We start from the raw sequence: 302 nt of genomic DNA on the forward strand, positions 1-302 counted from the left end.
GTGCTTGGACGGTTGTCTACTACTGTATCGTAATCTTTATCAACTGGTTGATTTTCTTCGTCTGTGACATCATCTTTAATTTTGTTACCATTGACATCAACATAGTGTACGTAGACATTACCCTTAGGTTGTTTCAATTGGTAGACATATGTTACGTTCTTATCTTTTTCAGCAACTTTACCAGTTGTAGCATCATCACCTGTCCAGTGACCTTGTTCGTCAACTTGACCTACTGGGTAATTACCTTTTGGTACCAATTCGTATGTCTTGCCTTGGAACTCGATCGTGCTTGGACGGTTGTC

General features: G+C 40.1%; 1 protein-coding gene. It reads right to left on the reverse strand.

The features are described from left to right. The coding region (locus tag HMPREF2904_RS11855; protein ID WP_256263221.1) for a MucBP domain-containing protein at nucleotides 1-302 on the reverse strand (302 nt) is incomplete at both ends.

The sequence above is a fragment of the Streptococcus sp. HMSC072G04 genome, from assembly GCF_001813295.1.
Taxonomy (GTDB): Bacteria; Bacillota; Bacilli; order Lactobacillales; family Streptococcaceae; genus Streptococcus.